At 75.2% G+C, this 13000-nt stretch carries 10 protein-coding genes; 6 read left to right on the plus strand and 4 right to left on the minus strand.

Translation table 11 applies throughout. From position 1 onward, the window contains the following. Positions 1 to 33 precede the first annotated feature (33 nt). Positions 34 to 732, minus strand: coding sequence for a ribosome hibernation-promoting factor, HPF/YfiA family (hpf, locus tag ACWGB8_RS35250; RefSeq protein ID WP_452217739.1), 699 nt, complete (start codon positions 730 to 732; stop codon positions 34 to 36). A gap of 391 nt (positions 733 to 1123) precedes the next feature. Here hpf and ACWGB8_RS35255 point away from each other — a divergent pair, with 391 nt between their 5' ends. After that, the gene (locus tag ACWGB8_RS35255; protein WP_452217740.1) at positions 1124 to 1864 is read left to right on the plus strand and encodes a ComF family protein; all 741 of its coding nucleotides are present in this window, start codon (positions 1124 to 1126) and stop codon (positions 1862 to 1864) included. Here the strand turns inward: ACWGB8_RS35255 and ACWGB8_RS35260 are convergent. From ACWGB8_RS35260 to mtrA, 3 genes are read right to left on the minus strand one after another with little or no spacing between them, the layout of a single operon-like run. Then, positions 1852 to 3720, minus strand: coding sequence for an LpqB family beta-propeller domain-containing protein (locus ACWGB8_RS35260; protein WP_452217741.1), 1869 nt, complete (start codon positions 3718 to 3720; stop codon positions 1852 to 1854). The two genes, ACWGB8_RS35255 and ACWGB8_RS35260, sit on opposite strands and share 13 nt — an antisense overlap. Further along, positions 3695 to 5776 carry an MtrAB system histidine kinase MtrB gene (mtrB, locus tag ACWGB8_RS35265; RefSeq protein WP_452217742.1) on the minus strand — a complete coding sequence of 694 codons (2082 nt, stop codon included), beginning with the start codon at positions 5774 to 5776 and terminating at the stop codon, positions 3695 to 3697. Before mtrB ends, ACWGB8_RS35260 begins: the two co-directional genes overlap by 26 nt. 58 nt (positions 5777 to 5834) lie before the next feature. Next, entirely contained in the window at positions 5835 to 6512 is a 678-nt protein-coding gene (gene mtrA, locus ACWGB8_RS35270) for an MtrAB system response regulator MtrA (RefSeq protein WP_030061806.1), read from the minus strand. A 286-nt stretch (positions 6513 to 6798) separates the two neighbouring features. On the opposite strand from mtrA, the gene ACWGB8_RS35275 reads away from it, so the two are divergent. The 5 genes from ACWGB8_RS35275 to ACWGB8_RS35295 all read left to right on the plus strand — a co-directional run bounded on the left by ACWGB8_RS35275 (position 6799) and on the right by ACWGB8_RS35295 (position 12465). Beyond that, complete coding sequence (locus tag ACWGB8_RS35275) at positions 6799 to 7962, plus strand: DUF7847 domain-containing protein (protein ID WP_452217743.1); 1164 nt, start codon at positions 6799 to 6801, stop codon at positions 7960 to 7962. A 5-nt stretch (positions 7963 to 7967) separates the two neighbouring features. Further along, positions 7968 to 8681 carry a DUF4129 domain-containing protein gene (locus tag ACWGB8_RS35280; RefSeq protein WP_452217744.1) on the plus strand — a complete coding sequence of 238 codons (714 nt, stop codon included), beginning with the start codon at positions 7968 to 7970 and terminating at the stop codon, positions 8679 to 8681. Then, positions 8678 to 9985 carry a DUF4350 domain-containing protein gene (locus ACWGB8_RS35285; RefSeq protein WP_452217745.1) on the plus strand — a complete coding sequence of 436 codons (1308 nt, stop codon included), beginning with the start codon at positions 8678 to 8680 and terminating at the stop codon, positions 9983 to 9985. Before ACWGB8_RS35280 ends, ACWGB8_RS35285 begins: the two co-directional genes overlap by 4 nt. Positions 9986 to 10137: 152 nt before the next feature. Continuing rightward, complete coding sequence (locus tag ACWGB8_RS35290; RefSeq protein WP_452217747.1) at positions 10138 to 11058, plus strand: AAA family ATPase; 921 nt, start codon at positions 10138 to 10140, stop codon at positions 11056 to 11058. A gap of 96 nt (positions 11059 to 11154) precedes the next feature. Then, a complete protein-coding gene (locus tag ACWGB8_RS35295; protein WP_452217746.1) occupies positions 11155 to 12465 on the plus strand; it encodes a DUF58 domain-containing protein in 1311 nt (436 codons plus the stop codon). Positions 12466 to 13000 lie beyond the last annotated feature (535 nt).

The following is a 13000-nucleotide window of genomic DNA, read 5'->3' on the forward strand; positions in this document are numbered from 1 at the left end:
GCCGGGGCCACCTCTCCGACACTGCTCGGACGGTCAGTCCTCGTCGTCGGGCCCGCCGATCGCACCGCCGGCGCCGCCGCCCTCGCCGTTGACGGCCGAGCCGTCGGCCTTCAGGTGGATGACACCGTAGTGGTAGCCGTGCCGCCGGTAGACGACACTCGGCAGGCCGCTGTCCTTCTCCACGAAGAGGTAGAAGTCGTGGCCGACCAGTTCCATCTCGTAGAGCGCCTGGTCCAGCGCCATGGGGGCGGCCGGGTGCGTCTTCTCCCGGACCACCAGCGGGCCTTCGCCCTCCACTTCCAGGGATCCCATCATGGTCTTGCGGACGGCACCGTTGGTCGCGCCCTCGACCGCCGCCGGCTCGGGCAGCGCGGCCAGGGCCGCGGTCGCCTCGGCGACGCTGATCGGGGTGCGGTTCGTACCGCCCTTGTGCACCCGGCGCCGGTCTGCGGACTTGCGCAGCTGGGCGTCGAGCTTCGCCGACGCCAGGTCGAGCGCCGCGTACGGGTCTCCGGCGGCGGCCTCGGCCCGGATCACCGGACCACGGGTACGGAGAGTGATCTCCACCCGCTCGGACCGGTCGGCCTGCCGCGGGTTGTGCTCCTTGGACACCTCGACGTCGAGGCTGATCACCTTGCCGTCGAACTTCTGGACCTTCTCCAGCTTCTCGGCCACGTGCTCGCGGAACCTCTTGGGCACCTCGGTCTTGCGGCCCTTGACGACGATGTCCACGCAGAACTCCGATCCCTCGTGCTGACGCCGATCCGGGTGCTACCGGATCGGGCTGAGACCAGCCGGACCAGCCCATCCACTGCCGGCCCTCCGCCCCACCGCGAGCGGCGGGGGCGACTGGCCCTCATCTCACTTCCTCCCCACCAGGGACGTTTGAAACCCCCTGGAGCCTCATGGAACACCTCACACGGGAATTTCGCCTCCCCAGGCGGGAGAGCGGGTAGGACTGGGTGCTGTGGGCCGGCTGTTCGGCTGCTGCCCCCTGTCTACCCCTCTTGTGAGTGAAACACGGGTAAATACCTGGACAACACCCCCCGTACGGCTCATTCTTTGGCTCACTCTCCGTACTCGCCCGCTCCCCCGCCGGAGCCCGTCCGCCCCGGGAGGAGCCGTGCCGACCGCCCCCGGCCCGTTCGGCGCCCTGCTGGACGTCCTGCTCCCGGCCCCCTGCGCGGGCTGCGGCACCGGCCGCGACCGGCTCTGCCCGGAGTGCCGGCAGGCCCTGGACGCCGCCCGGCCCGGCCCCACCGCGCTCCCCTGGGTGCACGCCGCCGCCCGGTACGCCGATCCGGTCCGGCAACTGCTGCTCGCCCACAAGGAACGCGGCGCCCTCGGGCTGGCCGACCCGCTCGGCACGGCCCTCGCCCGGGCGGTCTGCTCCGCGCTCGGGCCCGCGGCCGGCCGCACACCGCTGCTGCTCGTCCCGGTGCCGTCGGCCCGCGCCGCCGTCCGCGCCCGCGGGCACGACCCGACCCTGCGGCTGGCCCGCTGCGCCGCCCGCACCCTGCGCCGGCGCGGGCTGGACGCCGGGGCGGTGCCGCTGCTGCGGCACACCCGGGCGGTGGCCGACCAGGCGGGGCTGTCGGCGGCCGAGCGGCGGCGGAACCTGCACGGCGCGCTCACCGCGACCGACCGGGCCGCGCGGCTGGCGGCGGGACGTCAGACCGTCCTGGTCGACGACCTGGTGACGACCGGTGCCAGCCTCACCGAGGCGGCCCGGGCACTCGCGGCGGCCGACGCACCCGTACGGGCCGGCGCCGCCCTGGCCGCACCGCTGCTCCGGGGCGCCCCGGCCGGGGCCGGAACCCCGCCGGCGCCCCGGACCGGGCCGACGGCGGGTCAGCCCGGGTAGCCGAACCAGAGCGCCTTGCCGGGCATGCCGACGTCGCGCCACTGATTGTTGGTCAGCCGGTAGATCCGGCCGCCGTCCGCGGTCACCGCGAGCACCGACGGCACCGAGGCCAGGCTCTCCTCCCGGTACTCCGACGCCGAGACCACGGCCATGCTGTCGGCCACGTGGAGCGGGCCGTCGCCGTCCTGCGAGCCGTCGGTGCCGATGTAGTGCAGCTGCTGCAGGCGCTCCTTCTCCCGGCCGAGCACCAGCAGCTGGTCGCTGTCCGCCCAGGAGACCGAGGACACCTCGCTGAGCAGCGGCGCGACCGCGCGCAGGCCGGTGATCTGCGCCGAGGGCGTCTCCTCGCTGCCGCCGTGCACGATCCGGCCGAGAACGAGCTTCTGCGCCCCGGCCGGGTCCTTGAGCACCAGGGCGATCCGGGTGCCGTCGGAGGCGACCTTCAGGCTCTGCACCCGCCAGCCGGCCAGGCCCTCGACGGGCACGTTCACGACCTTGCGGCCGCGCACCATCAGCACCCGGGGGGTCTGCGGGTCGCGGTCGAGCACCCAGAGGTTGTCCCGGCCGTCCCAGCTGGGCGAGGCCAGGCCGTCCTCGGGCTTGTCCCCCGGGCGGGCGGGGAGGGTGAGCACCGGTTCGCCGAGCTGCCGGTCGGCCTCGGTCAGGCCGACCGAGTACAGCCGGTTGCCGTCCGCGCCGATCGCCGCGGCCTGCTTGCCGTCCCGTCGCACGGCGACCTGGCCCAGCGGGTGCTGCCGGTCGGCGAGCTCCTTGCCGAGCACCCCGGCGACGGGGGTCCCGTCGCCCTGCTCGCGGGCGACCATCAGCTGCCCGGTGTCGGTGCGCTGGTAGTACTGCTGGTAGACCGGCTGCGAGGCCGGGTCGGCGGCCAGCGCGCCGGGGCCGACCGTACGGGCGTCGGACCGGGTGACCTGGCACTCCTTGCCCGGGCCCTTCAGCCGGAGCCGGTCGATCTGGCCCTTGCCCTGGTCGTTCAGGGTGTGGAAGAGCTGGTTGGCCATCCGGTTGCAGAGCCAGTCCCGGCCGCTGAGGTCGGTGCCACTGATCACGACCTCGGCGGTGCGGCCCTCGTCGACCGTCACCCGCTCCACGGCGGTGGCGGTGAAGGAGCTGCTCACCACCGGCGCGAGCCAGTCCGACGGGCCGGCCACCAGGGCCTTGGCGGCGGCCGTCAGCGGGTCTATTCGCCGCCGCAGGTAGACCGGGTCGGCGACCAGCACCTCACGGGCACCGGGCAGCGAGGGGTCGGCGGCCGCGTAGAAGAAGCGGTCGGCCTGGCGGTAGCTGTTGCGGAAGTTCGTCTCGTTGATGATCAGCCCGTTGGGCAGGTCGTCGATCCGCCACTCCCCGGACTTCTCCTTGACGAACTCGAAGGTGAACTCGCGGGAGCCGTCGGCCAGCCGGTAGGTGTGCTTGGCGTCCACCTCGGCGACCACCGCGCCGGAGACCGGGATCCGCAGCGCCGTGTCGGCCTCGCCCGGCGCCGTCCCGCTGCGGGTGGTCGGGTTGGCGGCGAGCACGACGATGCTCTCCTCCGGGTTCCAGGTCTTGCCCGCCTTCTCCGTGAGGTACAGCTTCGCCGTCTCGTACCCCCCGTCGGCGGTCGACGCGTCGAGGAAGCCGGCCAGCAGCTCGCGCGGCCCCGCCCCCTTCGCGGGCGCCACCGGGAAGACCCGGACCTGCAGGTTCTTGTCCGCCGCCCCCTGGGACAGCTCGACCTTGCTGACCGGACCGGAGTCCGGCATGGCGGCGCAGCCGGCCGCCGGCACGACCGTCGCCAGGGCGCCGGCCGCCCAGGCGAGCCGCCGCCTACGCCCTGTGGTGGTCCCTCGCACGCTGCGCCCCCTCCGTGTCCGCTCCGCCCGCACCGTCTGTCCCGTCCGCGAGGTCCGGCTCCGCCGTCCGCTGCGCCACCGAGGGCCGTCCGGGTGTCGGGTCCACCACGACCTGGGCCCCGGTGGCACCGTACCCGGCCCCGGCCGTACTGACGTCCGAGGGGTCCGACCGCGGCCCCTCGGGCGTCCTCCCCAGCCCGGGGCCGATGCCGAGCACCCCGCCCAGCCCGGGGCCGAAGGCGGTCGGCGTGCCCTCCGGGGTCTCCGGCTCGGTCTCCTCGGCCGCCGGCGCGCCCTCGGCCGGACGGATCGCCCGGCGGTACGGCGTACCGGCGGAGCCCAGGCCCCGGTTGTTGCGGGAGTCCTCCGGCTCCAGCCGGAACGGCGCCCGGTTGATCTCGCCGCCGCGGGTGCGCGGCAGGGTGAGCCGGAAGTGCGAGCCGCCGCCGGGCTCGCCCCAGGCCTGCAGCCAGCCGCCGTGCAGATGGGCGTCCTCGACCGCGATCGACAGGCCCAGCCCGGTCCCGCCGGTGGTCCGCTTGCGGGACGGGTCCGCCCGCCAGAAGCGGTGGAAGACCCGCGACGCCTCGCCCGGCTTGAGGCCGATGCCGTAGTCGCGGACACCGACCGCCACCGCGCCGTCGGCCGAGCCGAGCCGCACCACGACGTCCCGGCCCTCGCCGTGCTCCAGCGCGTTGACCACCAGGTTGCGCAGGATGCGCTCGATCCGGCGGGAGTCGACCTCGGCCAGCACCGGCTCGCCGTCGCCGCGGATGACGACCGCACTGCCCTTGGCGCGGGCCAGCGGGTCGGCGGCCTCCACGACGCGGGTGACGATCTCGCGCAGGTCCACCGGCTCGGCGTCCAGGATCGCGGCGCCCGCGTCGAAGCGGCTGATCTCCAGCAGATCGGCCAGCAGCGATTCGAAGCGGTCCAGCTGGTCCTGCAGCAGCTCCGCCGAGCGGGCCGCCATCGGGTCGAGGTCCTCGCGGCTGTCGTAGATCAGGTCGGCGGCCATCCGGACCGTGGTCAGCGGGGTGCGCAGCTCGTGCGAGACGTCGGAGACGAAGCGCCGCTGCACCCGGGAGAGCTCCTCCAGCTGGCGGATCTGCGCCTGCAGCGCGTTGGCCATCCGGTTGAAGGACTCGCCGAGCCGGGCGATGTCGTCCGTCCCGGTGACCTTCATCCGCTCCTCCAGGTGGCCCGCGGCCAGCCGTTCGGAGATCCCGGCGGCCATCCGGACCGGCGTGACCACCTGGCGCACCACCATCCAGGCGATGCCGACCAGCAGGATCACCACGAACACGCCGGCCGTGGCCAGGGTGCCGGTGACCAGGTCGAGGGTCTTGGTCTCCTGGCCGAAGGAGAAGACGTAGTACAGCTGGTACTCGTGGCCGGCCGGCCCGGTGAACTGCTTGCCGATCGCCAGACCCGGCTCGCTCTTGGGCTTGCCGGCGCTGTCGTCGGAGCGGCGGATCACCGTGGACTGCTCGAAGGCCAGCCCGGGCTCCGCCGAGACGCGGTCCATCAGCGACTTCGGGATGCTGTCCGGCAGGATGTCGCCGGAGGTGCGCGGGCCCAGCCCGGTGTTGTGCGGCGAGACGGTCTTCCCGGTCTCCGGCACCAGCGCGATCACCGAGTAGACGCTCTGCCCGCTCGCCGCGAGGTCGCCGACCTGCTTCAGCAGCCAGGTGCCGATCTCCTCGGTGGTCGGATCGCCCGTGGTGCCCAGCTTGGTGCGGGCGTCCGCGGCCTCGTCGATCTTCTTCTGCTCGCTGTCGAAACCACCGCGCGCCTGGCTGCTCGCCGAGGTCTTCTTGGTGTCCAGCAGCCCGGTGCGGACCTGGGCCACCACGACGACGCCGAGCACCAGCACCACGGCGACCGACAGAAGCAGCGCCGTCGCCACCACCCGCACCTGGATCGAGCGCCAGTACAGCGCGGTGATCCGCTGCAGCGGACGGCGCAGCTGACGGACCACCGGCGCGAAGAGGCCCGCCGGCCCGCGGCGCCGCGACCGGCCCTCGGTGGTCGAGCTCAGCACATCCCCGCGCACGGCGGATCCCCCGTCGGTCGCGGTACCCGACGGGGTCTCGTCAGCCCGGTACGTCACGTCAGCTGGGCCCGGCCTTGTAGCCGACGCCGCGCACGGTCACCACGATCTCGGGGCGCTCCGGATCCTTCTCGATCTTGGAGCGCAGTCGCTGCACGTGCACGTTGACCAGCCGGGTGTCCGCCGCGTGCCGGTAGCCCCAGACCTGCTCCAGCAGCACCTCGCGGGTGAACACCTGCCAGGGCTTGCGGGCCAGCGCGACCAGCAGGTCGAACTCCAGCGGGGTCAGCGGGATGCCCCGCCCGTCCCGCTTCACCGAGTGGCCGGCCACGTCGATCACCAGATCGCCGATGGTCAGCTGCTCCGGCGTCGGCTCCTCGGCACGGCGCAGCCGGGCACGCACCCGGGCCACCAGCTCCTTGGGCTTGAACGGCTTGGTGACGTAGTCGTCGGCACCCGACTCAAGGCCGACCACGACGTCGACGGTGTCCGTCTTCGCGGTCAGCATCACGATCGGGATGCCGGACTCGGCCCGGATCTGCCGGCAGACGTCGATGCCGTCCCGGCCGGGCAGCATCAGGTCCAGCAGGACAAGATCAGGCTTGGTCTCCCGGAACGCGGCCAGTGCCTTGTCCCCATCTGCGACGAAAAACGGCTCAAAACCCTCACCACGCAGCACGATACCGAGCATCTCGGCCAGTGCGGAGTCGTCATCAACGACGAGGACGCGTCCCTTCATGCGTCCATCTTCTCATTACCGGATTGTGACCTGCCGCACAGCAGTGCCTTTGCTCCAGAACGGCCAAGTGCCCGGCCAGTCGAAATCCAGCCATACCGGGCGAATGACCTCCGTCCCCGGGCCCCGCGTGCCCCGCCGGACACCCGGCCCCCGCCTCCGCGCCCGCCCGGCGCCACCGGCACCGGGCCACCCCCTGGGGCCGGTCACCGCCCCATGGCACGATGGGCCTGCGCCCGGGCGAAGATCGCCCCCATCGCGCACCCCTGGAGCCCTTCGAGGAGCAGTGATGACCGACACTCCGGGCTGGGCCTCGCCCAGCTCGTCCGAGCCGCCCCGCGAGGACGCCCGGCCGCAGGCCGACGCGCCCGCCGCCGTGCCCGGGCAGTCGGCACCTCCGCACAGCGCGCCCCCGGCCGCACCCCCGGCCCCGGCCGGCTGGACCGGCCCCCAGTGGGGCAGCCCGCAGGGCGCCCCGGGCGGACCGCAGTACGGCTGGGGCGCAACCCCGCCGAGCCCCAAGCCCGGCATCATCCCGCTGCGCCCGCTCGGCTTCGGCGAGATCCTCGACGGCGCCGTGGACACCATCCGCCGGCACTGGCGGACCACCCTCGGCCTCGCGCTCGGCATCGCCGTCGTCCAGCAGGCGGCCACTACCTTCGCCCAGCTGAAGCTCGGCGGCGACACCGGCGACCTCACCTCGACCGTCGCCATGGTGGCCACCGTGCCGGTCGAGCTGGTGCTCACCGTGTTCGCCACCGCCCTGCTGACCATGGTCGTCAGCCGTGCCGTACTCGGCCGGTCGGCGACCATCGGGGACGCCTGGCGCGACGCCCGTCCGCGGCTGCTCCAGCTCACCGGCCTGACCCTGCTCACCGCGCTGATCCTCTTCGGCGTCATCCTGCTCGGGTTCAGTCCGGCCCTCGGCTACGCCCTGGCCGGTGCGGGCGAACCGGCGATCACCGCCCTGCTGATCGTGGTCGGCCTGCTCAGCATCCCGGTGGCCGTCTGGCTGTGGATCCAGCTGAGCCTGGCCGCGCCGGCCCTGATGCTGGAGAAGCAGGGCGTGCTCACGGCGCTCTCGCGCTCCCGCCGGCTGGTCCGCGGCTCCTGGTGGCGGCTGTTCGGCCTGAACGTGGTCACCCAGGTGATGGTCGCGCTCGCGGCGTTCATCATCGCCATCCCGTTCACCGTGATCGGCACGGTCATCGGCTACGACGACCTGATGGACGCCTCCACCGACGCGCTGCCGGTCCCGGTGCTGATCGGCGCCGCCATCGCCGGCGTGATCTCCGCGACCGTCACCATCCCGTTCACCGGCACCATCGGCGTGCTGCTCTACATCGACCAGCGCATCCGCCGCGAGGCCCTGGACATCGAGCTCGCCCGCGCCGCCGGCCTGCCCGAGTTCGGCGCCGGCGGCGTGGACGGCCCGCCGACCGCGAAGCTCTGAGCCGCATGTCCATCTGGGGGGAGGCGGGGCTCGCGGCCGGCGGCGCCCCGATCACCGTTCCGCGCGACCCGGCCCGCGAGGCCGCCGAGCAGGAGCTGGTCAAGGCGGACTACCACCGCCACGACCCGAACCTCCTGGAGCGGCTCTTCGACTGGTTCACGGACCGGCTCGACGAGGCGCTCGGCGCCCTCGCGGGCGACGGGGTCGACGGCACCACCGGCCTGATCCTCTTCGGGGTCGTCGCGGTGATCGTCGCCGGGGCCGTCTGGTGGCGCCTCGGCGCGCCCCGGCGGGCCGCCCGCAGCGAGTTCGCCGTCTTCGGCCGCACCGGGCCGCGCACCGCCGCCGAGCACCGCGCCGAGGCCGACCTGCACGCCGCCGCCGGCCGGTGGGCCGAGGCCGTCCGCGAGCAGATGCGGGCCATCGTCCGCGGGCTGGAGGAGCGCACCCTGCTCGACCCGCGCCCCGGCCGCACCGCCGACGAGGCCGCCGCCGAGGCCGGCCGCGCGCTGCCCGAGCACGCCGCCGCCCTGGCCGCCGCCGCCCGGACCTTCGACGACATCGCCTACGGCGAGCGCACCGCCGACCAGGCCGCCCACCAGTTGCTGCGCGACCTCGACCGGGCCCTCGAACGCGCCCGCCCCGCCGCGGCCGCCGCACCGGTCCCGGCGGGTGCCGCGGCGCCCGCCCCCGCACCGGCCCAGGGAGGCCCGGCGTGACCGCCACCGTGCCCGGCCCGCCGCCGACCGGCCCCGCCCAGCCCGCCGCCGTACCGGTGAGCGCACCCCCGACCGACCCCGACCGGCCCGCCGCGCCCCCGGCCGTCCCGCCGGCCCGGCGCCCGGCCCCGCGGCCCGCCCCGACCAGCCTCGCCCCCACCGGCCGCGGTCTCTGGCGGCGCAGCCGCTGGTTCCTGCTCGCCCTCGCCGTGCTGCTGCTCGGCACCGCCCTGATCGCCGGGATCGACGAGGACCGCCGCTACCCCCCGCTGGACCCCCGCTCCCCCGACGCCAGCGGCACCCGGGCCGTCGTCGCCCTGCTCGAACGCCAGGGCATCGCGGTCGACGTCACCACCGACCTCGGCGCGCGCGCCACCGGCCTGGACACCTTCGTCGTCCAGGAGCCCGACCTGCTCACCACCGAGCAGCTGCGCGCCCTGTCCGCGGCCAAGCACACCCGGCTGGTCCTCATCAGCCCAGGCCCGGACGCGCTGACCGTCCTCGCCCCGGGCGTGCGCCCCGCCGACGAGCGCGGCGGCCTGCCGTACGCCGCCCTGCAGAGCACCCGCGCCGAGTGCTCGCTGCCCGAGGCCGTCCGGGCCGGCAGCGCCCACCTCGGCGGACTCCTCTACACCGCGGGACCGCGCGGCGAGGGCTGCTACCCGCGGGTCGGCAGCTTCCCCCTGGTCAGCACCCCCGCCGGCCGCGGCGGCGACGTCGTGGTGCTCGGCAGCGCCTCCTTCCTGACCAACGGGGAGCTCAAGAACGACGGCAACGCCTCGCTCGCCCTCGGCCTGCTCGGCTCGCAGCCCCGGCTCACCTGGTACCTGCCCGACTGGAGCAGCCCGGTCGCCCTGGAGGCCCGCAAGGAGTTCACCGACTACATCCCGGCCGGCTGGAACTGGGCCGCCGTCCAGCTCGCCGTCGCCGCCGCGCTCGCCGCGGCCTGGCGCGCCCGCCGGCTCGGCCCGGTGGTCAGCGAGAACCTGCCGGTCGTCGTCCGTGCCTCCGAGACCACCGAGGGCCGCGCCCGCCTCTACCGGCGCGCGAAGGCCCGCGGCCGGGCGGCCGAGGCCCTGCGCCGGGCCGCCGTCCACCGCCTCGCGCCGACCCTGGGCATCCCGCTCGGCTCCGGCGTCCCCGACCCCACCGCCCTCTGCGCGGCCGTCGCCGACCGCCTCCCCGCACGCCCCGCCGGGGACGTGCAGGCCCTGCTGTACGGCCCGCCGCCCTCCGACGACGCCGCACTGCTGCGGCTCGCCGACGACCTCGACGCCCTCGAAAGGCAGGTACGACAGCCGTGACCGAGCACGCCACCGCCCGACTCCGCACCGTCCCCGGCACGGCCGACGCCACCCCCGCCGCCCCGACCACCCCGCCGGCCGCCGCCCCGGCAGACCCGCGGCTCCCCGCCGGGCAGTCGGCCGCCGCCGACCCGCGCCAGGCGCTCACCGCCCTGCGCGCCGAGATCGCCAAGGCCGTGGTCGGCCAGGACGCCGCGGTCACCGGCCTGGTCGTGGCACTGCTCTGCGGCGGCCACGTGCTGCTGGAGGGCGTCCCCGGGGTGGCGAAGACCCTGCTGATCCGCACCCTCTCCACCGCGCTCAGCCTCGGCACCAAGCGGATCCAGTTCACCCCCGACCTGATGCCCGGCGACGTCACCGGCTCGCTGGTCTACGACGCCCGGACCGCCGAGTTCTCGTTCCAGCCCGGCCCGGTCTTCACCAACCTGCTGCTCGCCGACGAGATCAACCGCACCCCGCCGAAGACCCAGGCCGCCCTGCTGGAGGCGATGGAGGAGCACCAGGTCACCGTCGACGGCGAACCCCGCGCGCTGCCCGTCCCGTTCCTGGTCGCCGCCACGCAGAACCCCGTCGAGTACGAGGGCACCTACCCGCTGCCCGAGGCCCAGCTCGACCGCTTCCTGCTCAAGCTGATCCTGCCGCTGCCCGACCGCGACCAGGAGTTCCAGGTCCTCGCCCGGCACGCGACCGGCTTCGACCCCCGCGACCTCGCCGCCGCCGGCGTCCGCCCGGTCGCCGGTCCGGCGGACATCGCCGCCGCCCGCAAGCAGATCGCCGCGCTCACCGTCTCGCCCGAGGTGCTCGCGTACATCGTCGACCTCTGCCGGGCCACCCGGCAGTCGCCCTCGCTCTCCATCGGCGTCTCCCCGCGCGGCGCCACCGCCCTGCTCAACGCCTCCCGCGCCTGGGCCTGGCTCGCCGGCCGCGACTACGTCTCCCCTGACGACGTCAAGGCGCTCGCCCTGCCCACCCTGCGCCACCGGGTCGCGCTGCGCGCCGAGGCCGAGATGGAGGGCGTCACCGCCGACTCCGTCATCCAGGCCGTGCTGGCCCAGACGCCCGCCCCGCGCTGAGCCGGCGGGGCCGCCGCGCCCTCCGGCCCGCCGCACCGGCCGGCAGCCCCTCCGGTCCGCAGTCCACACCGGTCCCCACCCCAAGGAGCACCGCCCATGGCCCTCACCGGCCGCACCGCCCTGCTCGCCGCGCTCGGCGCGCTCGTCGTGGGCCTGCTCCTGCCCTCCTGGACCGGGGTCGCCGCCACCACCGGGGCCGTCCTGCTCGCCGTCCTCGTCGACCTGGCCCTCGCGGCGCCCGTCCGCTCCCTGCAGATCGTCCGGAGCGGCGACACCACCGTGCGGCTGGGCGAACCCGCGACAGTCGACCTGCTCGTCACCAACCCGTCCGGACGCCCCCTGCGCGCCCGGATCAGGGACGCCTGGCCGCCCTCCTCGTGGCAGCCCGGAACGGAACTGGCCGCCTCCCGGCACACCGTCACGGTGCCCGCCCACGAGCGGCGCCGCCTCAGCACCCTCCTCGTTCCCAGCCGCCGCGGCGACCACCACGCCCACAAGGTGACGGTCCGTTCGCTCGGCCCGCTCCGACTGGCCGCCCGTCAGGGCTCCCACCTCGTCCCGTGGACGCTCCGCGCCCTCCCCCCGTTCCACAGCCGCAAGCACCTGCCGTCCCGGCTCGCCCGGCTGCGCGAACTCGACGGCCGCACCTCCGTCCTGACCCGGGGCCAGGGCACCGAGTTCGACTCGCTGCGCGAATACCTCCCCGGCGACGACGTCCGCTCCATCGACTGGCGCGCCAGCGCCCGCCGGCACACCGTCGCCGTCCGCACCTGGCGCCCCGAACGCGACCGGCACATCCTGCTCGTCCTCGACACCGGCCGCACCTCCGCCGGCCGCGTCGGCGACGCCCCCCGCCTGGACGCCGCGCTCGACGCCGCCCTGCTCCTGACCGCGCTCGCCACCAAGGCCGGCGACCGCGTCGACCTGCTGGCCCACGACCGCCGCAAGCGCGCCACGGTCGCCGGCCGCTCCCCCCACGAGATCCTCCCGGCGTTCACCAGCGCCATGGCCGTCCTCGAACCCGCCCTGTACGAGACCGACATGCGCGCGCTGGTCTCCTCGGCCCTCTCGATGGCCCCGCACCGCTCGCTGATCGTCCTGCTGACCGGACTCGACGCCGCACCCGTCGAGGACGGCCTGCTCCCGCTGCTGCCCCTGCTCACCAAGCGCCACGAGGTCGTCCTCGCCTCCGTCGCCGACCCCCGGCTCGAAGAGCTGGCCACGGCCCGCGGCACCGTCGAGGCCGTCTACGGGGCCGCCGCCGCCGAGCAGACCCGCGCCGACCGCCGGCAGACCGCCGACCGCCTCACCCGCCACGGCATCACCGTCCTCGACGCCCCGCCCGCGGCCATCGCCCCCGCCCTCGCGGACACCTACCTCGCCCTCAAGGCCGCCGGCCGCCTCTGAGCCGGAGGCCGGCCCGCTGCGGGGTCCGGTCCTCCCCCTCGCACACGGCCCCGATCCACCGGCCCCGCCACTCCGCCGACCCGGCGGCGAGCGGGGCCTCTGCGTATCCGTTGCGTATCCGTACCTGTCCGTATCTGCGGGCGCCACCCGGCTTCCCGGCGGCGCACCGTGGGGACCCCTCTGCGGCGCTCCCGGGGCCGTGGGCCCTCTTCGCTCCCGCGTCCAGCACCGGGGGCTCTGCGGCTCCTCCCGCCCGCCCGGCAAGCGGTCCTCCAGGCCGCGCGAAGCCCTGCTCTCGGGCCCGCGACGGGCATCCGCGAGTACGGACGTACCCCTGGCAGCGCCAACGGCGCCGGCCCCTGTGGGCATCCGGATCCAGGGTGGGTTTCCTGGTCCAGCCTCGCCCGCTGCCTCGCACATTCATCCGTCCGGGCACCGGCCCGGAAACGCAGAAAACCCCCGATCCGTGACGGATCGGGGGTCTCCCACAATGATTGTTCGGCGGCGTCCTACTCTCCCACAGGGTCCCCCCTGC

The sequence above is a fragment of the Kitasatospora sp. NPDC054939 genome (assembly GCF_053610105.1).